This window comes from Paraburkholderia sp. SOS3 (assembly GCF_001922345.1).
GTDB lineage: Bacteria > Pseudomonadota > Gammaproteobacteria > Burkholderiales > Burkholderiaceae > Paraburkholderia.
Map to the genome: position 1 here is coordinate 2,742,327 of NZ_CP018811.1, position 22,219 is coordinate 2,764,545.

General features: G+C 62.9%; 19 protein-coding genes and 1 tRNA gene. 10 read left to right on the forward strand and 10 right to left on the reverse strand.

Annotated elements, in window-relative coordinates; all coding sequences use genetic code 11:
• Positions 1–101: 101 nt before the first annotated feature.
• The 3 genes from clpX to tig all read right to left on the reverse strand — a co-directional run bounded on the left by clpX (position 102) and on the right by tig (position 3,784).
• On the reverse strand, positions 102–1,373 hold the full coding sequence (gene clpX / locus BTO02_RS12255) for an ATP-dependent Clp protease ATP-binding subunit ClpX (RefSeq protein WP_075157264.1): 1,272 nt from the start codon (positions 1,371–1,373) through the stop codon (positions 102–104).
• A gap of 243 nt (positions 1,374–1,616) precedes the next feature.
• Positions 1,617–2,288: an ATP-dependent Clp endopeptidase proteolytic subunit ClpP gene (gene clpP / locus BTO02_RS12260; RefSeq protein ID WP_075157265.1), complete on the reverse strand. Its 672-nt coding sequence runs from the start codon at positions 2,286–2,288 to the stop codon at positions 1,617–1,619.
• A gap of 146 nt (positions 2,289–2,434) precedes the next feature.
• Positions 2,435–3,784: a trigger factor gene (tig, locus tag BTO02_RS12265; RefSeq protein ID WP_075157266.1), complete on the reverse strand. Its 1,350-nt coding sequence runs from the start codon at positions 3,782–3,784 to the stop codon at positions 2,435–2,437.
• 641 nt (positions 3,785–4,425) lie between these two features.
• Here tig and BTO02_RS12275 point away from each other — a divergent pair.
• Positions 4,426–5,592, forward strand: a complete 1,167-nt coding sequence (locus BTO02_RS12275; protein WP_075157268.1) for a glycerate kinase — start codon at positions 4,426–4,428, stop codon at positions 5,590–5,592.
• A gap of 64 nt (positions 5,593–5,656) precedes the next feature.
• Complete coding sequence (locus BTO02_RS12280) at positions 5,657–6,112, forward strand: MarR family winged helix-turn-helix transcriptional regulator (RefSeq protein ID WP_075157269.1); 456 nt, start codon at positions 5,657–5,659, stop codon at positions 6,110–6,112.
• 53 nt (positions 6,113–6,165) lie between these two features.
• Here BTO02_RS12280 and BTO02_RS12285 read toward each other — a convergent pair whose 3' ends face one another.
• The gene (locus tag BTO02_RS12285; protein ID WP_075157270.1) at positions 6,166–7,206 is read right to left on the reverse strand and encodes a 2-dehydropantoate 2-reductase; all 1,041 of its coding nucleotides are present in this window, start codon (positions 7,204–7,206) and stop codon (positions 6,166–6,168) included.
• A gap of 543 nt (positions 7,207–7,749) precedes the next feature.
• Here BTO02_RS12285 and BTO02_RS34775 point away from each other — a divergent pair.
• Positions 7,750–7,890: a hypothetical protein gene (locus BTO02_RS34775; protein ID WP_198039138.1), complete on the forward strand. Its 141-nt coding sequence runs from the start codon at positions 7,750–7,752 to the stop codon at positions 7,888–7,890.
• 57 nt (positions 7,891–7,947) lie between these two features.
• On the opposite strand, the gene BTO02_RS12295 is transcribed toward BTO02_RS34775, so the two are convergent.
• Together BTO02_RS12295 and hpnD are read right to left on the reverse strand one after the other, a co-directional pair.
• Positions 7,948–8,589, reverse strand: a complete 642-nt coding sequence (locus BTO02_RS12295; protein WP_075157272.1) for a hypothetical protein — start codon at positions 8,587–8,589, stop codon at positions 7,948–7,950.
• A gap of 176 nt (positions 8,590–8,765) precedes the next feature.
• Positions 8,766–9,599, reverse strand: coding sequence for a presqualene diphosphate synthase HpnD (gene hpnD, locus BTO02_RS12300; protein WP_075158818.1), 834 nt, complete (start codon positions 9,597–9,599; stop codon positions 8,766–8,768).
• A 343-nt stretch (positions 9,600–9,942) separates the two neighbouring features.
• On the opposite strand from hpnD, the gene BTO02_RS12305 reads away from it, so the two are divergent.
• Positions 9,943–10,029, forward strand: a tRNA-Leu gene (locus BTO02_RS12305).
• Positions 10,030–10,119: 90 nt separating this feature from the next.
• On the opposite strand, the gene BTO02_RS12310 is transcribed toward BTO02_RS12305, so the two are convergent.
• Positions 10,120–11,175, reverse strand: coding sequence for a DUF1501 domain-containing protein (locus BTO02_RS12310; RefSeq protein WP_075157273.1), 1,056 nt, complete (start codon positions 11,173–11,175; stop codon positions 10,120–10,122).
• A gap of 90 nt (positions 11,176–11,265) precedes the next feature.
• Positions 11,266–11,622: a hypothetical protein gene (locus BTO02_RS12315; RefSeq protein ID WP_075158819.1), complete on the reverse strand. Its 357-nt coding sequence runs from the start codon at positions 11,620–11,622 to the stop codon at positions 11,266–11,268.
• A 228-nt stretch (positions 11,623–11,850) separates the two neighbouring features.
• Between BTO02_RS12315 and ompR the strand changes: the two genes are divergently transcribed.
• The 4 genes from ompR (at position 11,851) to BTO02_RS12335 (ending at position 15,531) form a co-directional block, all read left to right on the forward strand.
• Entirely contained in the window at positions 11,851–12,585 is a 735-nt protein-coding gene (gene ompR, locus BTO02_RS12320; protein WP_007585880.1) for an osmolarity response regulator transcription factor OmpR, read from the forward strand.
• 43 nt (positions 12,586–12,628) lie between these two features.
• Entirely contained in the window at positions 12,629–13,978 is a 1,350-nt protein-coding gene (locus tag BTO02_RS12325; RefSeq protein WP_075157274.1) for an ATP-binding protein, read from the forward strand.
• Between the two features lie 403 nt (positions 13,979–14,381).
• Complete coding sequence (locus tag BTO02_RS12330) at positions 14,382–14,930, forward strand: peroxiredoxin (protein ID WP_075157275.1); 549 nt, start codon at positions 14,382–14,384, stop codon at positions 14,928–14,930.
• 76 nt (positions 14,931–15,006) lie between these two features.
• Entirely contained in the window at positions 15,007–15,531 is a 525-nt protein-coding gene (locus tag BTO02_RS12335) for a carboxymuconolactone decarboxylase family protein (protein WP_075157276.1), read from the forward strand.
• 245 nt (positions 15,532–15,776) lie between these two features.
• Here BTO02_RS12335 and ispF read toward each other — a convergent pair whose 3' ends face one another.
• Both ispF and ispD read right to left on the reverse strand, forming a co-directional pair.
• Positions 15,777–16,253 carry a 2-C-methyl-D-erythritol 2,4-cyclodiphosphate synthase gene (gene ispF, locus BTO02_RS12340; RefSeq protein ID WP_075157277.1) on the reverse strand — a complete coding sequence of 159 codons (477 nt, stop codon included), beginning with the start codon at positions 16,251–16,253 and terminating at the stop codon, positions 15,777–15,779.
• Between the two features lie 30 nt (positions 16,254–16,283).
• Positions 16,284–17,012 (reverse strand): 2-C-methyl-D-erythritol 4-phosphate cytidylyltransferase, encoded by a 729-nt coding sequence (ispD, locus tag BTO02_RS12345; RefSeq protein WP_075157278.1) that lies wholly within the window; start codon positions 17,010–17,012, stop codon positions 16,284–16,286.
• A gap of 197 nt (positions 17,013–17,209) precedes the next feature.
• Here ispD and mfd point away from each other — a divergent pair, with 197 nt between their 5' ends.
• A complete protein-coding gene (gene mfd / locus BTO02_RS12350; protein ID WP_232243350.1) occupies positions 17,210–20,752 on the forward strand; it encodes a transcription-repair coupling factor in 3,543 nt (1,180 codons plus the stop codon).
• Between the two features lie 7 nt (positions 20,753–20,759).
• Positions 20,760–22,172: a M20 family metallopeptidase gene (locus BTO02_RS12355; protein WP_083615239.1), complete on the forward strand. Its 1,413-nt coding sequence runs from the start codon at positions 20,760–20,762 to the stop codon at positions 22,170–22,172.
• The last annotated feature ends 47 nt before the right edge of the window (positions 22,173–22,219 follow it).

Here is a 22,219-nt window from a genome sequence, read left to right on the forward strand (position 1 = left end):
CAGTGACACCAAAAAAACAGTCCAGCCTGACCACAAGATAAACGAAAAAAGCCGTTCACGTCGCCATGAACGGCTTTTTCTCAAAAATCGGGAAGCGCCGATCAATTCGAACCTGCAACCTTCGGTGCGTCTTCATAGATCAACAGCGGCTTGCCGTCGCCGTCGATCACGTTGTCGTCGATGATGACCTTGCTGACGCCTTTCATTGTCGGCAATTCGTACATGACGTCGAGCAACGCCTGTTCCAGAATCGAACGCAGGCCGCGAGCGCCCGTCTTGCGGCGGATCGCCTTGCGGGCAACCGCCTGTAGCGCAGCCGGCCGGATTTCCAGTTCCACGCGTTCCATGTTGAAGAGCTTATGGTATTGCTTGACGAGAGCATTCTTCGGTTCAACGAGAATTTTCATCAATGCCGCTTCGTCGAGCTTGCCGAGCGTCGCCACCACCGGCAACCGGCCGATCAATTCAGGAATCAACCCGAATTTGATCAGATCTTCCGGCTCGACGTCGCGCAGCACTTCGCCCGCGTCTCGATCCTGCTTGCTCTTCACGCTCGCGCCAAAGCCGATGCCAGTCTTTTCGGTGCGGTCGACGATCACCTTTTCGAGGCCGTCGAACGCGCCACCGCAAATAAACAGGATATTGGTCGTATCGACCTGGATGAAATCCTGGTTCGGGTGCTTGCGACCGCCTTGCGGCGGCACCGACGCCATCGTGCCTTCGACAAGTTTCAGCAGTGCCTGCTGCACGCCCTCGCCCGACACGTCGCGCGTGATGGACGGGTTGTCCGACTTGCGGCTGATCTTGTCGATTTCGTCGATATAGACGATGCCGCGCTGCGCCTTGTCGACTTCGTAGTTGCAGTTTTGCAGCAGCTTCTGGATGATGTTTTCGACGTCTTCACCGACGTAGCCCGCTTCGGTCAACGTCGTTGCGTCCGCAATCACGAACGGAACGTTGAGCAGGCGAGCAAGCGTCTGGGCAAGCAGCGTCTTGCCGGAACCGGTCGGGCCGATCAGCAGGATGTTGCTCTTCGACAGCTCGATTTCGTCCTTCTTGTCGAGATGCTTCAGACGCTTGTAGTGGTTGTAGACGGCGACCGCGAGAATTTTTTTCGCGCGTTCCTGGCCGATTACGTACTGATCGAGAATTTCGCGGATTTCTTGCGGACTCGGTAAATCTGACTTCGACATACCGGTTTCGAGTCCCGCGCCCGCTGCTTCGTCACGGATGATCTCGTTGCACAGGTCGATACATTCATCGCAGATGAATACCGACGGGCCAGCGATCAGCTTCTTGACCTCATGCTGACTCTTGCCGCAAAACGAGCAATACAACAGCTTCTCGCTGTTCGAACCTTTTTTGTCCGCCATAGATATGTAAGCCTCCGGACACTCCGAATAACATGATACGCCGTTTGCCCCGCCCTCACTCCGAGGCGGACCAATGTGCAAATGCTGACGGCGTTTGCCGCAGGCGATCAGACGGGTCTTATTATTTCACAACGCTTTTACCGGGCGCTCTTTCCCCTATTTGCGGAAAAAACGCGCCGGATCGGCGACGCCCGTATCTGACTCAGTTACCTGACTCAGGGACGCCGCGCCTGAAGACGCCGCTCAAGGACGCTTGTGCAGCACCTGGTCAACGAGGCCGTACGCCTGCGCGTCGTCACCGGACATAAAGTTGTCGCGGTCCGTATCGCGCTGAATACGTTCGACCGGCTGACCCGTGTGATGGGACAGTAGTTGATTCAGCCGTTCCTTCAAATACAGGATTTCACGGGCCTGGATTTCGATATCCGATGCCTGGCCACGCGCGCCGCCGAGCGGCTGGTGAATCATCACGCGTGCATTGGGCAGGGCAAAACGCTTGCCCTTGGCGCCGGCTGCAAGCAGAAACGCACCCATGCTCGCGGCAAGACCCATGCACAACGTCGACACATCGGGCTTGATGAACTGCATCGTGTCGTAGATGGCCATGCCGGCCGACACCGACCCACCGGGGCTGTTGATGTAGAAGCTGATGTCCTTGTCCGGGTTTTCACTCTCGAGGAACAACAGCTGCGCGATCACGAGGTTCGCGGTCTGATCGTTCACTTCGCCGACGAGGAACACCACGCGCTCTTTCAGGAGACGCGAGTAGATGTCGTACGAGCGCTCGCCACGGCCGCTCGTTTCAACGACGATCGGCACGAGACCGAGCGCCTGCGCTTCGAGATCCCGATCCCTCGACTGCGAGGTCAGCGTCTGGGAAGTCAACGTGTCCAGCATTTGAGCGCGGAAGGTCATGCAATGGATCCTTGTCTGGAAATAAGTACTGGACAGGTGAGTGCTGCGTAAGCGCTATTCAAGTATCAGGCGGACAACAAAAAACCAGAAAGCAAAAACGGCGTGCAGCTGTCGCTCGGACAGCCGGCACGCCGTAGCAGCAACGCTTAAGCCTGTTGCGCCGTTGCGCTTGCCAGCTCTTCGAAGCTCACTTCCTTATCCGTCACCTTCGCCTTGCTGAGCACGAAATCGACGACGTTCGATTCGACGACGAACGCTTCCATCTCGGCGAGACGTTGCTGATTCGAATAATACCAGCGGACGACTTCCTTCGGGTCTTCGTAGCTCTTCGCGAACTCGTCCACTTCGGCGCGAATCTGCTCGGGCTTCGCCTGCAGGTCGTTCGCCTTCACGAGCTCGGCGAGCACGAGGCCGAGCTTCACGCGACGCTCCGCCTGCTCCTTGAACATTTCACCCGGAATCGGCGCGTTCTGCGCGTTCGGCACGCCACGTTGCACGAGATCCTGGCGCGCCATTTCGACGAGACGCTGCTGATCCTGTTCGATGAGCGCGTTCGGCACGTCGAGTTCGGAGATCTTGAGCAGCGCGTCCATGACCTGATTCTTCACGACAGCCTGCGTACGGCGCTTCGCTTCGCGCTCGAGATTATCCTTGATCTCGCCGCGCATCTTCGTGAGATCGCCGTCTTCGATGCCGAGCGACTTTGCGAACTCGGCGTCGATCTCGGGCAGATGCGGCCACTCGATCTTCTTCATCGTGATCGTGAATTGCGCGGTCTTGCCGGCCACTTCCTTGCCGTGATAGTCGTCCGGGAACTTGAGATCGAATTCGCGCGATTCGCCGACTTTCAGACCGAGTGCGGCCTTTTCGAATTCCGGCAGCATCCGGCCTTCACCGAGCACGAACGCGAAGTCTTCCGCGCTGCCGCCCTCGAATGCAGCGCCATCGAGCTTGCCGACGAAGTCGACCGTTACGCGGTCGCCGTCTTTGGCCGCCGTGTCCGCGCCGCCGTCGCCATGCGCGCCGGCTTCGCCGCGCGCGTGATAGTGCACGCGCTGCTTGCGCAGGATGTCGAGCGTGCGATCGATTTCAGCATCGCTGATCGTGGTCGTGGTGCGCTCGATTTCGGCGGTCGCCACGTCGCCGAGCTGCACTTCCGGATAAACCTCGAAGGTCGCGTCGAACGCGTACGCGCTCTCGTCCGCATCGGTCTTCGGGGCGAAGCTCGGCTGACCGGCCACGCGCAGATTCTCCGCACGGCTGATGTCGAAGAATTCCTTGCCGACCTTGTCGCTCAGCACTTCGGCTTCGACCTGGCCGGCGTACTGCTGAGTGACCATCTTGAGCGGCACCTTGCCCGGACGGAAGCCGGGCATGCGCACATTCTTCGCCAGTTGACGGATGCGCGAATCCACTTCTTTCTGCACGGCGTCCTTCGGCAGGGAAATCGTCACGCGGCGTTCGAGCTTGCCGAGGTTCTCAACAACGTTAGCCATGGCTTCAATCGTCCTAAAATTATTCGAGCGAATCAGTTATCTTTTCTGCGCCTTCCGCCGACGTCCGAATTGCCGACACTCTTGAACATCGAGTACCGCTTCGGCGTCGCTCCTCGTTCTCATCGCTTGCACACCAGCCCGAACCAGCGCGGCGCCGGCCTGGTGCCGATCTGTTGCCGACTGCACGCGTGTGAGACACCCGGGTGGCGAATCGGTTGCACGCTGCGGACTGCACGCCTCGCGCGGACGCAGTTTGGGTCAGAGAGCCAAATATTTTACCAAACTATTTGCGCCGCCCACTGCGAATCGACGTCGAGCGGACAACGGCGGCGTTTGCCGGTCATTTTGCGGCCGGCTCGCAGACGGTTTGCGCAACCGGACTGCGACCGCGCGTGCCCGATGTTCTTCACGTGTTCCTGTGTGGGCCAGAAGAACTTCGCGAACCCATCGCGCAATCCTATGCAGCGTCTTTCATCGCTTCGCGCAACCTGCGTTCGCGCGGCGATGCGCGCTATGCCGTCCGGCCTATTCAGTCGCGGGCGCCATGCTGCTAAGCTAGCGGACGCGGTCGGGCAAGCCGGCCTGTCAATCATCGTCCGTGCTGCGCACTCCGGCCACAACTCAAATCACGAAGAGACATCATGCCTAATCCGTCGTCCGCGCCTCACGCCGCGCCCGTTGTTGTCATCGCTCCCGATTCGTTCAAAGGCTCGCTGAACGCCGAAGAAGTCGCACAGGCGATCGCCGACGGCATCCGCCGCGCGCGCGCGGACGCGAACATTCGCATTTGCCCGATGGCCGACGGCGGCGAAGGCACGCTCGACGCGATGCTGTCGCGCGGCGGCGAGCGCCGCATGCTGACCGTGCGCGGCGCGGCCGGCACAGCGCGAGATGCGGCGACGGGTCTCGTCGGCGACGGCAGCGCGATCATCGAAACGGCGGAAGTGGTGGGCATTACCGATCCGGTCGGCATGGGCGTGCCGGTCGAAGACCGCAGCACGCGCGGCATGGGCGAAGCGATACGCGCACTGCTCGACGAAGGCGTGCGCCGCTTCTATGTCGCACTCGGCGGAAGCAGCACCAACGACGGCGGCGCGGGTCTGCTAGTCGGCCTTGGCCTCAAGATTTTCGATGCACACGGCAACGAACTCGAACCGACGCCGCAGCGGCTCGCGCTCGCCACGCGCGTCGATGCATCGCAACTCGACGCGCGGCTTGCCGAAGCCGCCTTCATCGGCATGTCCGACGTCGACAACCCGCTCACCGGCGACCATGGCGCAACCGCGGTGTTCGGCCCGCAAAAAGGCGTGAAGCCCGATCAGGTCATCGCGCTCGACGCCGCCCTCGCCCGCTTTGCCGATCTGCTCGAGCCGGCGCTTGCGCGCAACGCACGCAACCTGCCAGGCGCGGGCGCGGCCGGCGGCCTCGGCTTCGCGCTGCATATGCTCGGCGCGCAGTTCGAACCGGGCGCCGAAGTGGTCGCGCGGCAAATCGGTCTCGACGATGCCTTGCAGGGCGCGGACTGGCTCATTACCGGCGAAGGCCGCTCGGATGTGCAAACGCTGCACGGCAAGGCGCCTTTCATCGCATGCCGCCATGCGCGGGCGGCCGGCGTGCCTGCTACGCTGCTTTCAGGCGCGATCGATCCGGCGGCGCTACCACGACTCACGGAACACTTCAGTGGATGCTTTTCGCCCGCGCCTGGACCGATCACACTCGAGACCGCGATACGCGACGCGGCGCGTTTGCTCGCGAACGAAGCCGAGCAATTGACGCGTCTGCGATACGACATGCGCGGCATGCGTTGACCCGCGCAGCGGATGCGGCAACAATCACAGCGCTACGACCGCATTCACTCCCAACAGGAAGACCATGAAGGCCTCCGATAAAGCCGGACTCGAGCAGTTTCTGACGTATCGTCTGCACATACTCAACAAACTCTCCGAGCGCGGCATCAGTGATCGTTATCTGGAGAAGCTTGGCGTGACGTTGCCTGAGGCGCGCGTGATTGCATCGGTTGGCTCGTTCGGTCCGTTTTCGATCATGGACCTCGCGCGCCATGCAAATCTCGACAAAAGTCAGGCGAGCCGGGCCGCTGAAGCGCTGATCAAGCAGGGGCTCGTGCAACGCGAAGCCAGCGACGACGACGGACGGGTCGTGCTCGTTTCGCTGACCACCGAAGGACGCGCGCTCTATCGCAAGGTGATGCCGATCGCGCGCAAGTGGAACAGCGATCTGTTCGACTGCCTCGACGAACGCGAAAAAGCGATGCTCGGCGCGACACTCGACAAGGTCATCGATGCAGCGCTCGAGCGCAACGAACCGTAGAGACGCGGCCAGGCTTTCTGCTTCAGGTCGCGTCGTTCAAACCCCGCTGTCGTTCAAAGCCCACTATTCGCCGCTCGTTGCCGCAGCAATCCGAGCACCGCATCGCAAAACGGCGTCGGCACATCGAGCTTGCGGCCCAGTTCCGGAAACACCCCGAGAATGGGCTCGACTTCGAGCGGGCGGCCTGCTTCGAAGTCCTGCAGCATCGACGTCCTGAACGCGCCGAGCTTGCGCGTGATCGCGAGACGTTCGGGCGGACTCATGCCCGCCGACAGCCCGAGCCGCGTGCCGATCGACGCGGCCTCTTCCATCATCCGCAGCACGAGCGCGTGCGTCAGCGGATCGTCGAGCAGACGGTCCGCGGTCGAGCCGGTCAACGCGCTCAGCGGATTCATGTTCATGTTGCCCCACAGCTTCGTCCATATGTCGGTGCGAATCGCTTCGGACAGCACGACATCGAAACCGCCGATGCGCATCGCATCCGCGAACATGGTTGCCTGCTCGCTCATCAGGCTATTGGGATTGCCATCCGGCGCGCCGACGATCAACTGGTTGCCACGTCCGCGGCGCACGACGCCCGGCGCGTCGGTCGATGAAGACAGATGCACGACGCAGCCGATCGAGCGTGTCGGCGGCAAGGCCGCCGACACGCTGCCCCCCGGATCGACGGCCTCGATGATCTGGTTATCGAGCGGCCCGGCGAAGCCGTGAGTGAACCACCAGGGCAAGCCGTTCATCGCGGCAACGATCGCGGTGCGCGGCCCGATCATTGGCTGCAAACTCGCGGCAATGGCAGGCAGCGTCTGCGCCTTGAGCGCAATCACGACGTAGTCCTGCACATCGAACGCATCCGGCGCATCGCCGGCATTCACGCGCACGACGGATTCGCAGGAGCCGTCGATCACCCTGAGCCCGTCCGTGCGCAACGCATCGAGCGTCTTGCCGCGCGCGAGCACGCTAACCGAATGGCCGGCGCGCACCGCCGCCGCTGCGATCAGACCGCCGATCGCGCCCGCGCCGACAACCGCCGTGCGAACGGGCTGTCGGACGGCTCGCTGCGCTGCCGCGTGGATGGATTGCGACTCGGAACTCATCGCGTATCACTCCTTGTATGACGCATCGATACGATCGATCTGCCTCGCAACGCATGCAAGAGATCGGCGCCCACGCCCTGGCGCGAATCGGATGCCAGTGCATCGCACGTGTTGCGCGCGGCGATATGGTCGGTGATTGCACGCGCCGTGCCCAGCGTTGCGACACCGGGTTGCACTTCGCAGGCGCGATTGGAGGGACCGCGGCCGCACGCGATTCTGCGCCCGGTTCTGCAAACGATACTCACGAGATTCCACGCATTCGTTCGGTGTTCGGCGCAATGCGAGCCGGAAGATTGACCAGAAAATGTCTGCCAGGCCGGGAACGCCCATTCGCCAACGGACCATGTGCATCGCGAGCATCAAGCAGACGGCTCGCGCGCGGCTGGCGTTGCGGTCGCCGCAGCATAGGCCAAACTGGTTGCACGCGCAACGAAAATGCGAACTGCACGCGACCTGTTCTTCAACGTACTTTCAGCAAATCGTAATACACGCTTGTTAGCATGTTGACCCCCTTCCCGTTATTTGATTTTCAGAGGACTCAGGATGAAGAAGGTTTTACTGGCGCTGGTTGCCGTCGCGGCCGGAATGGGCAGCATCTCGTCCGCATTCGCTTACGACCACCATCACGAAGTGTGCCACAAGGTGCGCGTCCATCATCATTGGGAGCGTCGCTGCCATCGCTGATCGTCGGTGCAGTTCGCGCGATGTGATTCACGAGATGTGACCGCATTCAACCCCGCGTCATGCGGGGTTTTTTGTCGATGCGGATTCGGGCTCGGATTCCGTTCCCGGCAATGCCGACAGCCGCGTGACGCTGCCCGGCGAAACGGCAAAATCGCGTACCACCGCATTCGTGTGCGCGCTGTCCTGGGTCATGCCGAAATAGAAGCCGAGCACCTGTTTCGCTTCGCTGAGCACGTAACCGATTAGCGTGCCGATCGTCAGCGCGGCGGTCGTGTCCTTGATCTCGTCATAAGCGTGGCCGCCGAGCACCGCCCACACGATGTAAGTGGTCAGCGCCATCAGCACGATGGCAAGCAGCGGCCGCATGAAGTCTTTTGGCTGCTGCGCGGCAAGCTTGCGCGCGCTGTCGCGGTCGGCCGCTTCGGCCTGATAGGAGTTCAGCGAGAACTGCATGCGGTTCTGCTCCTGCTGCACGAGCAGTTGCTGCATCTGGGTCTTGTTCGCGAGTTCGGCTTCCTTGAGTTTTTCAAGCGATGCCGGGTCGGCCTCGAGCGCCTTGCTGACCGCATCGGGCGTGTTCTCGGTGCCAAGCGCGCTTGCAACGAGCGCGCCGGCCAGTCCGCCGATCGGGCCGCCGAGCGCCGTGCCGAGAATCGGCGCCGCCTTGCCGACAGCGTTGGCAATGTCTTTCCAGTCCATCGAAGTCCCTCGGGTGCGATTGGGTAGCGCGTCGCAGACGAACGCGTCATCCGTTAAGGACGTTGCGCGTGAATTCTGTGAACTGGATGGAGTCGGTTAGCGGCCCGCACGCGATGCCGGGCAGTGCGACCGAACCGCGCGACCGAACCGCGCGACCGAACCGCGCGCAGCGCCGCTCAGCCGCGCCGCGCGGCGCGCCACGCGACCCACAGCTTGCGGATCGGCGTCAACGCAATGCGCTGATGCAGCACCTGATACCCGTCGCGCTCGATCTCATCGAGCAGCGCAAGCGCAAGCGCGGCGAGCGCGCGCAGCGTGCGCTGCGAGCGACGTTCGGCGCCGGGCAGCGCTGCAAGCGCGGTATCGATCGCGTCGCGAGCGCGCGTGGTCTGAAAGCGCATCAGGTCGGTGAATGCTTCGCTATACCGGCGGTTGATCAGGTCAGCGGCCGTCACATTGAAGCGCTGCATCTCGTCGATCGGGATATAGATGCGGCCATGACGCGCATCGTTGCCCAACTCGACGACAAACTGCGCGAGCATCAATGCCTGCCCGAGCGGCGCCGCCCAGCTTGCCGCCGCCTGCGGATCTTTCGCGGTCGCGCGCGCGACCACCGACGCAAACGTGCCGCCGACGCTATCGACATAGCGGCGCAGATTCGGGTAGTCGAGGTAGCGGGCCTGATCAAGATCCATCTCGAAGCCGGCAAGCAGTGTCTGTAGCGCCGGGTACTCGGTGTGAACGCCCGGCCAGTGCGCGGCCAGCGCCTTCGACACCGGATGCGACGGCTCGCCAGCCGCAAGCGCGGCGGCTTCCTTGTGCCACCATGCAAGCTTCGTGCGGCCGACGGTCGGATCGCTCGTTTCCTTTACCGTTTCTTCGAACTCGCGACGCAGCGCGAAGAGCGCAGTAAGCAGCGGCTGCCGCGCAACCGGCGCTTGTCTGAGCGCGTAGTAGATGCTCGACCCGGGAGGCGCCGCTTTCTGCTGGCAATAGTCGTCGAAATTCACGGGATGGCAGTGTCGGTGCGGTTTGGGCGCGATGTTGCGTAAAGGGTGATGACCGGGCGAAGCGTACCGAAGTGGACGCCGGCAAGGCAGGCGCCCCGATGCCGCCGCGTCGCCCCGCTTGGCGAGTCGAAAATTGTAGCATTGCGCGCGATCGCAAGTTGCAGACAAGCGCATGCCGATCGGGTAGAATCTCGCGCTCACGCTTTCGACCATGCCGTGTCGGTGCACGATGCGGTAGAAGACTGGCAAAAACCCAGCAATCACGACGAGAACACGCACTGGCTTTTGCGCCCCGGCATTTTTTGTCGGGGCGACAAAAACATCGGGCGCGATGCGCCCGGCGGCGAGGATGGCGAAATTGGTAGACGCACCAGGTTTAGGTCCTGACGCCCGCAAGGGTGTGCGGGTTCGAGTCCCGCTCCTCGCACCAGAAAGCGCATGAAAACCCGATGGGCTTCGCCCATCGGCTCCCGACGTCTTCCATCTCCTTGACGTCTTTAACTTCTCGGACACGCAGGCCTCAGACACGCAGTAGAGGCAGCGGCTCGAAGTAGCGTTCGAGCACGACGGCCGCATCGCATCCCCAGCACGACCGCAGCACGGTCGCATAAAGACATCTGAAGTCGACCGCCATCGGCAGATTGCCGTTCCCATCCAGTTGCGACAGCGACGGCGGCGCGCCGTACAGACCGCCGCGCACCCGGCCGCCGAGCACGAAGTGAGGCGCGCTGCTGCCATGCTCCGTGCCGCCGTTATCGTTTTCACGAGGGTGCCGACCGAACTCCGAGCTGGTCATGACAAGCGTGTCATCCCAGAGACCCAGTTCGAGCAGCGCCGCATGCAACGCGTCGATGCCTCGAGCGAGCTGCGCGAGCAGCGCTGCATGCCGCTCGCGCTGATTGAAATGCGTGTCGAAGCCGTTCAATGTGATCCGAATCACCGCGGCATCAGGCTTGCCTTGCGCACCGAGCACCGCACCGAGCGACGATGGCATTGGCGCCGTTGCGATATGTGAAGCACCGGCAAGCGGCCCGAACTCCGCACTACCGACGACGAGACCCCCGCCGCACATCGCGTGGTCCGCTCCGGCTTGCGCAAACGCGCGCGCAACCCAGCCCTCGCGCAAATACCGATGCGCGTCGGACGCGGTGTCCCAGATCTCCGTCGCGCGAAAGTGCGACAGATTGAATTGCGGATAGCCGAGCCCTTGCACGATGGCAAGTTGACCGTTTTGCCAGAGCGGCATCAACGGATCGAGCGCCGGATGCAGTGCCGCGCGTTCGCTGATTGGCAGTACCGTGTCGCGACTCACTGCGACACGTGGACGCAGTTGATAGTAGAGCGGGTCGGCATAGGGCACGACCGTATTGAGCCCGTCGTTGCCGCCTTTGAGTTCGACCAGGACAAGCAGTTTGCGACCGCTGGCCGCAGACGTTGAAATAGCGTTCGTCGAGACATCGATGCAGCCCGAACCAGAATTTCCCGCGCGCATCAGCGCAGCGCCGAACGACATGGGTGGCAACGCAAACGCTGCTGCAGCAGCGGCCGCCGTCGAAAGGAACTCGCGTCGCTTCATGCCGTGTCTCGCTCCGTTATCGAAGAGGCATTGCCCGCCAACCGGCAAACAACATACGCCCGGTAGGCAAGCCCCGCTTAAGAAACACAGTCAGCGCTTGTACAGTTCGCGTACCGCGTCTTCGATGTGCTGCCGCAACAGCCGTCGTTCTTCGGGTGTCATATGGCCATCGCGACGGCGTTGATCGAGGTCGGGCGGCACTGCCGTGCGCACGATCGGGTCGGAAGCCGGTGTTTCTGCAGGCGGTTTGCGCTGCGAATGGTAGGTCCGTGAACGCGAATGCGGTTCAGGACGTGCGGGACGTGAAGCGGGATGAGGAGGAGCGGCGCGGTCGGCAACTGGCGGGGGATCGGCAAACACAGGTGGGCTCAAAACGGCCGCGAACGCGCTCGCTGCTGCCAGCGCAATCATGCTCAGGCGCACGTTCGGCCAAACCCCTCCCTTCATCTTGTTCCCTTCGTGACGCAGCAACCGGCTTCCTCAAATGCGTATGGTGATTCCGGCAAAAACCGGGCGCGAAAGTTTTGGTCTTGTGAAGTATCTACCGAACAGGCGCAAACAGTAAAGGAGTGTAAGCGCGCCCGCTTTACGCCGTGCCACAGGCCGGGTAAATTTTGTAACTGACTGTTACTCGATAAATGCCTCAAAGGCGTTCCCCTTTGTAATCGCGCTAAGATGCCGACCATGGAAACCAAAAACCCTTCGAAAATCCTCGTCGTCGACGACGACCCGCGCTTGCGCGATCTGCTGCGCCGCTACCTTGGCGAGCAGGGTTTCAACGTATATGTCGCGGAGAACGCGCCGTCGATGAACAAGCTTTGGGTTCGCGAGCGCTTCGATCTGCTGGTGCTCGACCTGATGCTGCCTGGCGAGGACGGGCTCTCCATCTGCCGCCGGCTGCGCGGCAGCAACGACCGCACGCCGATCATCATGCTGACGGCGAAGGGCGAGGACGTCGACCGCATCGTCGGCCTCGAGATGGGTGCGGACGATTATCTGCCCAAACCGTTCAACCCCCGCGAACTCGTCGCGCGCATTCATGCGGTGCTGCGGCGCCAGTCGCCGTCCGAATTGCCGGGCGCGCCGTCCGAGACGTCCGAAGTATTCGAGTTCGGCGAGTTTGCGCTGAATCTCGCCACGCGAACGCTCACGAAGGCCGGCCAGGAAATCCCGCTCACCACCGGCGAGTTCTCGGTATTGAAGGTGTTCGCCCGCCATCCGCGCCAGCCGCTGTCGCGCGAAAAACTGATGGAGCTCGCGCGTGGCCGCGAATACGAAGTCTTCGATCGCAGTCTCGATGTGCAGATTTCACGTCTGCGCAAGCTGATCGAACCGGATCCGGGCAGTCCCCGCTTTATCCAGACCGTCTGGGGTCTCGGATACGTGTTCATTCCTGACGGCGCGGCCTGAATTTGCTCGCTGCGTGGAGTCTGTTCTTCGATAAGAAGGCCGCATGCGGATCGACCGGCGCCTCCTGACGCTCGCGTTCGGCGGCCTCTTCTGGCGGACGTTTCTGCTGATCGCGCTGTTGATCGCGGTCAGTCTCGCCGCATGGTTTCAGAGCTTTCGCGTGATCGAGCGCGAGCCGCGTGCACAGCGGGTCGCGCTGCAGCTCGTCGCGATCGTGAAGCTCACGCGCACCGCATTGCTCTACTCCGATCCCGATCTTCGTCGCGCGCTTCTGCAAGATCTCGAGAGCAACGAAGGCGTGCGCGTGTATCCGCGCGAAACCACCGATAAATACAAGCTGCAGCCGGACGAATCGCTAAACCGTCTGATCGAGCACGACATCCGCGGGCGGCTTGGCGACGATACGATCATCGCGCAGTCGGTAAACGACATCCCCGGCGTCTGGATCAGCTTCAAGATCGACGACGACGATTACTGGGTCGCGCTCGATCGCGATCAGCTCGATAACGTAACGGGCCTGCAATGGGCCGGCTGGGGCATATTCGCGCTCGCGCTATCGCTATTCGGCGCGGCGTTCATCACGAGCCTCGTGAACCGGCCGTTCGCGCGTCTCGCGATGGCGGCACGCAGGGTCGGTTCCGGGCAGGCGCCGGAGCAACTACCCGAACGCGGCCTCGGCGTGGCAGCCGAAACCAATCGAAGCTTCAACCAGATGGTGCGCGATCTCGATCAGCTCGAAGCCGACCGCGCGCTGATGCTCGCCGGCATCTCGCATGATCTGCGCACGCCGCTTGCTCGCTTAAGGCTCGAGACGGAGATGAGCCCGTCCGATCAGACGACCAAAGACGCAATGATCGACGACATCGAACAGATGGATATGATCATCGGGCGCTTCCTCGATTACGCGCGCCCGGTGCAGCGGATGCCCGAGCCCGTCGATCTGTCGGTCATCGCGGGAGAGCTGGCGGCGCGAATGTCGACCGAGGATGGAATCCGGCTGATTACGCGCCTCGCGCCCTCGGCCGTCATCGAAGCGGACGAAACCGATATCCGGCGCGTGGTCGGCAATCTGATCGAGAACGCGCGCAAGTACGGGCTGAGCGAAGAGGACGGCATTCCGCACGTCATTCTCGAAACGCGCGTATCGCATTCGCGCGTCGAGCTGTCCGTCGTCGACGAAGGGCCTGGCATTCCGGAAGACCAACTCGCGCTTGTCACACGACCGTTCTACCGTGTCAATTCGGCGCGCACGCAGGCGAACGGAACCGGGCTCGGCATGGCGATCGTGCAGCGGCTCGTCGGCCGGTATCGCGGCGCACTGCGGCTGCGCAACCGGACGCCGGGTCCAGGCCTCGAGGTGACGATCGAATTTCCGCTCGCCAGGAGCAGCTGAACCGGGCCGAAGCGGCAGATCTTTCAGCATTTGGTAGCGTTGGTCGCAGCGTTAATCGGAAGTTTCTGCTTTTTCCGTTTTGCCCCCATATAAAAACAAGATTGACTCGGAATGAATCCGAAAACAATCGCTTGGGTGCACACTATCGGTGCGTTGAAGAAAATCTATCCGGTTCGTTAGTGAAAAACTATTGACCACAAATAGCAATAGAGTTATAGTTTTGTCTGTGGGACGCAGCGCATGGCTAGAGCGCCCAGCGGTGAGCCCAGCGCGCGGCGCTACCCGATCCGTTTCGTCTGGGCGGTTACGGCTTTCCGGCAATCGCCATTTTTGAATCACCTCGCTTTTTACTGGCTTTTGGCCCGCTTTTTACCGTTTGCCACTTTCACATAGGAGTGTCTGCATGAAAACCATCGGCGATAAACTCGAAGCTTTCACCGTCACCGCTGCCAAGCCTGGCTTTAACCACCACGAAGAGAACGGCGTGTCGGCGTTCGAAGAAATCACCGAACAGTCGTTCCCGGGCAAGTGGAAGATCATCTATTTCTATCCGAAGGACTTCACGTTCGTCTGCCCGACGGAAATCGTCGAATTCGCCAAGCTCTCGAAAGATTTTGAAGAGCGTGACGCCGTTCTGCTCGGCGGCAGCACCGACAACGAATTCGTGAAGCTCGCATGGCGCCAGGCGCATAAGGACCTCGACAAGCTGAACCACTACTCGTTCGGCGACGTCAAGGGCGAACTGGTCGACCAGCTCGGCGTGCGCGACCGCGAAGCTGGCGTGGCACTGCGTGCTACGTTCATCGTCGATCCGGACAACACGATCCAGCACGTTTCGGTCAATAACCTGAACGTTGGTCGTAGCCCGGCGGAAATCCTGCGTATTCTGGACGGCCTGCAAACGGACGAACTGTGCCCGTGCAACCGCGCAGTCGGCGGCGCCACGCTGTAAGCCATTGCAGCTGAAAGCCCGCTAAGCTTGAAAAAGCCGGCGGGCTTTTTTATCGGCAACTCGATAGGAGATATCTATGGAATTCTTGTCCGCGATCAAAGAACTTGTCCCCGACTACGCGAAGGACATCCGTCTGAACCTCGACGGCACGATTGCGCGCTCGTCGCTCGAAGGCAATGACGCAGTCGGCGTCGCGCTTGCTGCAGCGTTCGCATCGAAGAGCCCGGCGCTCATCTCTGCGATCCGCAACGCGGGCGTGCTGTCGCCCGAAGAAACCAACGGTGCGCTGACGGCGGCCGCGTTGATGGGCATGAACAACGTCTGGTATCCGTACGTCGAGATGACGGATAACGCGGACCTGAAGGGGCAGCCGGCAGGTCTGCGGATGAACGCCTACGCGTCGCATGGCGGTGTCGACAAGCGCCGCTTCGAAATGTACGCGCTGGCTGCGTCGATCATCGGCAAGTGCCACTTCTGTGTGAAGTCGCACTTCGACACGCTGCTCAAGGAAGGCATGAGCTCGACGCAGCTGCGCGACGTCGGCCGGATTGCGGCCGTGGTCAATGCGGCGGCGCTCGTGATTGCTGCTGAAGACAAATAAGGGCAATTAAGGGCAAATAAGCGACCCGGATACGCCGCACAAGCGAGCGACGCAAACCGGCAACGCGAGCTCACTGCGGCAACAACGTGCACTCTCGCGCGCGGCGGTACACGATACCGCCGCGCCTGAAGCGAAAACGCCACGCATGATCTGCGTGGCGTTCTCCTTTTCATGGACGCGTTCGAGGCAGCGGCGCGCCGCGCGCGCCCGGGCCGGCGCGCGGATTCAGGCGGCACATCGCCGCATCAACGCGTCAACAACACCGCGGCCTGCGCCTCGATCCCGTCGCCCCGCCCGAGGTAACCGAGTTTCTCGTTGGTCTTCGCCTTCACGTTGACGCGCTCGAGCGGCAGTTGCAGATCCGCCGCGATATTCGCGCGCATCGCGTCGATATGCGGCGCGAGCTTAGGCGCCTGCGCGATCACCGTGCTGTCGACATTCGCGATCGAGAAGCCCGCGCGCGCGATGCGCGCCGCGCATTCGCGCAGCAGCACGCGGCTGTCGGCGCCGGCAAATTCCTTGTCGGTGTCGGGAAAATGACGGCCGATGTCGCCAAGCGACGCGGCGCCGAACAGCGCATCGGTAATCGCATGCAGCAGCACGTCGGCGTCCGAATGGCCGAGCAGACCGCGCTCGTAAGGCACGGTCACGCCGCCGATGATGAGCGGCCGGCCCGGCACGAGCGCGTGCACGTCGTAGCCTTGTCCGATTCTGAAATCCATAGTGGGTCCGTTGTAGCGAGTACGTCGTTTTTATGAAGAAGCCGCGTTGAGCGTGGCCGCCGGGCGGCTCAGGATCGCGTCCGCGAGATCGAAGTCTTCCGGGTAGGTGACCTTGAAGTTACGCAGGCTCCCTTGCACGAGCCGCGGCGCGTGGCCGATCCATTCGATTGCGCTCGCCTCGTCGGTCAGATCGTGGCCGTCCTGCTGCGCACGCAGGATCGCCTCGCGCAGCATGCCGATGCGGAACATCTGCGGCGTCTGCGCCTGCCAGAGCCCGTCGCGGCCCTCGGTGCGCGAGATGCGCGTATCGGTGTCGGGCGCGATGCGCTTGAGCGTATCGGCGACCGGCAACGCCATGATGCCGCCGATCGCATCGTCCTTCAGCGCATCGACGAGCGAGCGGATCAGCGCGGGCGTGATGCCGGGACGCGCGGCGTCGTGCACGAGCACCCAGTCGCTGTCGTGCGCGCCGAACTCGGCGAGCGCATGCAGCCCGTTCAGCACCGACGCCTGACGCGACGCGCCGCCGCAACGCCGCACCGCGAAGCGCAAACCGCTGAAGCGGCGCGCGTCGAAATGCTCGTCGTTCGGCGCGAGCACGACGAGCGTCTGCGAAAACTCGCTGCACGCATCGAATGCAGCCAGCGAGTAATGCAGCATGTCGCGTCCGGCGACGCTTCGATATTGCTTGGGCATCGGCGCGCCGGAGCGGCTGCCGGTGCCCGCACCGGGAATCAGGGCAAACAGGCGGGGAGTCACAGAACGGACGGTGCAAAGTCAAAGTGAAGGTCGGATTTTATAATAGGTCTTTCGTCCGCACGTCCCGACACGCGTAAACTTGCCGTTTCTGTCGCGCTGCAGTCGATGCCTGCTCCGAAGTCTGCTCAAAGTCCGCACGAAGCGAGCCCTGACGCTACCCCGACGTTACTTCATAAAACGGCCGTTCTTCCTTATTTATGTCCGACACCGCCGCATCCCCGTCGAATCCGCCGCAAGCCGCTTCTCCGCAGGAGAATGGCCCCGGGCGGCCCGCCGCCCAATGGAATCCCCCCGTCGCGCTCGTCAAAGCCGGCCAGCGTTTCGCGTTCGACGGCTCGCAAGGCTCCGCCGACGCGCTGCTGATCGCCCGCTATCACCTCGCGTACCACTCGCAGTTGCCGCTCCTCGCGGTGGTCTGCGCGAGCGCGGTCGACGCGCAGCGTCTGTCGCAGGAAATCCCGTACTTCGCGCCGAATGCCCGTGTGCGGCTGCTGCCCGACTGGGAAACGCTTCCGTACGACACGTTTTCACCGCACCAGGATCTGGTCTCGGAGCGGCTCGCGACGCTGCACGACCTCGGCGAAGGCCGCTGCGACATCCTGCTCGTACCGGCTACCACGGCGCTCTACCGCATGCCGCCCGCGTCCTTCATGGCCGCCTACACGTTCGCGTTCGCGCAGGGCGAGCGCCTCGACGAAGCGAAACTGAAAGCGCAGCTCACGCTGGCCGGCTACGAGCACGTCAGCCAGGTCATGCGCCCCGGCGAATACTGCGTGCGCGGGTCGCTGATCGACCTGTTTCCGATGGGCTCGCCGCTGCCATACCGGCTCGACCTGTTCGACGATCAGGTCGACTCGATCCGCGCGTTCGATCCCGACACGCAGCGCAGCCTGTACCCCGTGCGCGACGTGCGTCTGCTGCCGGGCCGCGAGTTTCCGTTCGACGAAGCGTCGCGCACGGCATTTCGCAGCCGCTGGCGCGAAGTGTTCGAGGGCGATCCGAGCCGGGCGTCGATCTACAAGGACATCGGCAATGGCGTACCGTCGGCCGGTATCGAGTATTACCTGCCGCTCTTTTTCGAAGACACCGCCACCCTCTTCCACTATCTCCCCGACGGCTCGCATCTGGTGTTCACGGGCGACCTCGACGCCGCCATCAAACGCTTCACCGCCGACACCCGGCAACGCTTCAACTTCCTGTCGCACGATCGCGACCGGCCGATTCTCGAGCCGCAGCGGCTCTTTCTGTCCGATGAAGATTTCTTCACGCTCGCGAAGCCGTTCGCGCGCCTGACACTGCCCGCGAAAGCCGAGGGCGGCTGGGCCGCGCCGCTGCCGAACCTCGCGATCGACCGTCACGCGGAAAATCCCATCACGGCATTGCGCGCGTATCTCGACACGACGCCGAATCGCGTGCTGTTCGCAGTGGAGTCGGCGGGGCGCCGCGAAACGATCGCGCAGTTGCTCGCGGAAAACGATCTGCGCGGTGGCTCAGTCGACAGCTTCGAAGCGTGGCTCGCCGCCGATGTGCGGTTCGCGCTCGGCGTCGCCCCCCTCGCGAGCGGCTTTGCGTTGCCGGGCGAAGGCATCGCGATCATCACCGAAACCGAGCTTTACGGGCCGCTCGCGCGCCGTGTGGGACGCCGCCGCCAGGAACAGGCGAGCAACGTCGATTCGATGGTGCGCGACCTGTCCGAACTGAAGGTCGGCGATCCGGTCGTGCATGCGCAGCACGGCATCGGCCGCTATATGGGCCTCGTGACGATGGATCTCGGCGAAGGCGAAACCGAGTTTCTGCACCTCGAATACGCGGGCGAAAGCAAGCTATACGTGCCGGTCTCCCAGCTGCACGTGATCTCGCGCTATAGCGGCGCGGACCCGGAAAGCGCACCGCTGCACGCGTTGGGCTCGGGCCAGTGGGAGAAGGCAAAGCGCAAGGCCGCGCAGCAGATTCGCGATACGGCCGCCGAATTGCTGAATCTGTACGCACGCCGCGCGGCACGCGAAGGCCACGCGTTCAAGCTCGATCCGCGCGACTATGTGAAGTTCGCCGAAAGCTTCGGCTTCGAGGAAACGCCGGACCAGGCCGCGGCGATCGCCGCCGTGATCGGCGATATGACGAGCGGCAAGCCGATGGACCGGCTTGTCTGCGGCGACGTCGGTTTCGGCAAGACCGAAGTCGCGCTGCGCGCCGCATTCATTGCGGTGATGGGCGGCAAACAGGTCGCGCTGCTGTCGCCGACCACGCTGCTCGCCGAGCAGCACACGCAGACATTCAGCGACCGCTTCTCCGACTGGCCCGTGCGCATCGCCGAACTGTCCCGCTTCAAGACCACGAAGGAAGTCAACGCGGCGATCCAGCAGATCAACGAAGGCAGCGTCGACATCGTGATCGGCACGCACAAGCTGCTTTCGTCGGAAGTGCAGTTCAAGCGGCTCGGGCTCGTGATCATCGATGAAGAGCATCGTTTCGGCGTACGTCAGAAGGAGGCGCTCAAAGCGCTGCGTGCCGAAGTGGACGTGCTCACGCTGACCGCGACGCCGATTCCGCGCACGCTCGGCATGGCGCTCGAAGGCTTGCGCGACTTCTCCGTAATCGCCACGGCGCCGCAAAAGCGGCTCGCGATCAAAACCTTCGTGCGCCGCGAGGAAGACAGCGTGATTCGCGAGGCGATGCTGCGCGAGCTCAAGCGCGGCGGCCAGGTTTACTTTTTGCATAACGAAGTGGAGACGATCGAGAATCGCCGCGCGATGCTCGAGGCGCTCGTGCCCGAAGCGCGCATCGCCGTCGCACACGGACAGATGCACGAACGCGAACTCGAACGCGTGATGCGCGATTTCGTCGCGCAGCGCGCCAACGTGCTGCTGTGTACGACGATCATCGAGACCGGCATCGACGTGCCGAGCGCGAACACCATTCTGATTCACCGCGCCGACAAGTTCGGCCTCGCGCAATTGCACCAGTTGCGCGGCCGTGTCGGCCGTTCGCATCACCAGGCTTACAGCTATCTGCTCGTGCACGATCCGCAGGGACTCACGAAGCAGGCGCAGCGGCGCCTCGAAGCGATTCAGCAGATGGAAGAGCTCGGCGCAGGCTTCTATCTCGCGATGCACGACCTCGAAATTCGCGGCACCGGCGAAGTGCTCGGCGACAAGCAGTCGGGCGAAATTCACGAGATCGGTTTCCAGCTATACACCGACATGCTCAACGATGCCGTCAAGGCGCTGAAGGACGGCAAGGAGCCCGATCTCACCTCGCCGCTCGCGGCGACGACCGAAATCAATCTGCACGCGCCCGCGATTCTGCCCGCCGATTACTGCGGCGACGTGCAGGAACGCCTGTCGCTCTACAAGCGGCTTGCCAATTGCGAGCACAACGATTCGATCGACGGCATCCAGGAAGAACTGATCGACCGCTTCGGCAAGATGCCGCCGCAAGCGCATGCGCTCGTCGAAACGCACCGGCTGCGGCTCGCGGCACGGCCGCTCGGCATTTCGAAGATCGATGCGGGGGAAGCCGTGATCGCGCTGCAATTCATCCCGAACCCGCCGGTCGACGCGATGCGCATCATCGACATGGTTCAGAAGCACAAGCACATCAAGCTGGCGGGACAGGACAAGCTGCGCATCGAAACGCGCAGCCCCGATCTCGCGGTGCGCGTCGCGACCGTCAAGGAGACGTTGCGTGCGCTCGGTGCGCCGGCGCGAGGCGCGGCCGGTCAGCGCGCGACCGCGCAATGAGGCTGCGATGAAGGACGCAGCGGGGAGCGGCCACGGCGAAACGCGCGCAAACGACGCGGATCGAGCCGCGCTTGCGCGAGACGCGCCCCGCGTGCTCGACACACTCGACGCCCGCACGGCCTCGATCGTCGCTCTGCTCGCGCAGCTCGTGTGCATTCCGAGCCGCGGTGGAATCGATCCCACAACACCGATACTCGAGTGCATCGAGCAGTGGTTCGCGCAACATGCGCCGAACCTGCCGCGCACACGCCTCGTGTCGCAAGGCGGCGAGCCGCTCGGGTTGTACACGGAAGTTCGTGGAAGCGCTGCCACGCCGGCCCATGCTTCGTCCCATTCATCGGACGAAGCTTGCGGCCATGCGCCCTACTACGTGCTCAACGCGACGCTCGACACCGCCGGCTTCGGCGACGAAGCGCTCTGGACCCAGCCGCCGCTTGGCGCGCGGATCGTCGACGGCTGGCTATACGGCCGCGGGGCGGCCGACAGCAAGGCCGGCGCAGCGCTGTTTGCGCATCTGCTCGTCGCGCTTTCGCAACGCACCTCGGAGTTCACCGGCCGTATCGGCCTGCTGCTCGACCTCGACGAACACACGGGCCGTTTCGGCGGTGCACGTGCCTTCTTCGACGAGTTCGTCGACCACCAGGTCGACCGTCTCGCCGACACGACCGTCAAATTTGACAGCGTTGCCAATCGAACCACGGGCGACGCTGACGCATCGCGCCCCGATGGCGTATTGATCGGCTACCCGGGACACAAGCGCATCATGGTCGGCGCACGCGGCTTTCTGCGCGCGAAGCTCGTCGTGCATGGCGTTGCCGCGCATTCAGGCAGCGGCAGCTCGCGAGGCCTCAACGCGGCGGTACGCGGCGGCGCGCTGGCCAACGCGCTGCACGACGTGCCGCTGCCCGATATCGACGACACGACTTTTGACCGCCAGGCACAATTGAGCGTGACCGGCATCGAGGCAGGCGACGGCGGCTTCGCTGCCGTACCCGATCGTTGCGAACTGAAGATCGATATCCGGCTCACGCCCCGCTTCGATGCAAAGCTCGCGCGCAGCCTGATTGCGGACGCAATTCGCGCGCACGACATCGCCTATACCTCCAGTCCTGCAAATAAACTATTGACGGACATCGAATGGATCGAAGGCTGGCCCGCTTATCGGGTGGCCGATACGCACCCCATGTTGGGCGCATTGTGCAAAGCCGCACAGCGCACATTCGGTGCAGTGCCGCGGTGTGAAGTGGCCGGGCCTTCGAATATCGGCAACTACCTCGCGTCGCTGGCCATTCCCGCGCTGTGCGGTTTCGGTCCGCGCGGCGAACGGCTGCACGCCAGCGATGAACGCGTCGAACTGGCGAGCATCGCTCCCGTCTATCGAATCTACGAAGACGCGATGCTCGAGTTATTGCGCCGGTAGCCGCTGCTAATGCGAGCCGAACGCAATTGCAAGCGCGCGTATTAGCG